At 58.5% G+C, this 301-nt stretch carries 1 pseudogene; it reads left to right on the top strand.

The features are described from left to right. Positions 1-301, top strand: a pseudogene (sucC, locus tag QWI16_RS06155) (succinate--CoA ligase subunit beta); the annotation flags it as partial.

Here is a 301-nt window from a genome sequence, read left to right as displayed (position 1 = left end):
CAGGTCTGGCGATGGCCACCATGGACATCATCAAACTGTACGGCGCCGAGCCTGCAAACTTCCTGGACGTTGGTGGCGGCGCTACCAAGGAAAAGGTGACCGAAGCGTTCAAGATCATCACCTCGGACCCGAACGTCAAAGGCATCCTGGTGAACATCTTTGGTGGCATCATGCGCTGTGACGTCATCGCCGAGGGCGTTGTCGCCGCGGTGAAAGAGGTCGGTCTGCAGGTTCCGCTGGTTGTGCGCCTTGAAGGCACCAACGTGGAAGCAGGCAAAGAGATCATCAACACCTCGGGCCT

It is taken from the genome of Gilvimarinus algae (assembly GCF_030518215.1).
GTDB lineage: Bacteria > Pseudomonadota > Gammaproteobacteria > Pseudomonadales > Cellvibrionaceae > Gilvimarinus > Gilvimarinus algae.
The sequence above is the reverse complement of the archived record's forward strand: the minus strand, read 5'-3'. Positions and strand labels throughout refer to the sequence as shown.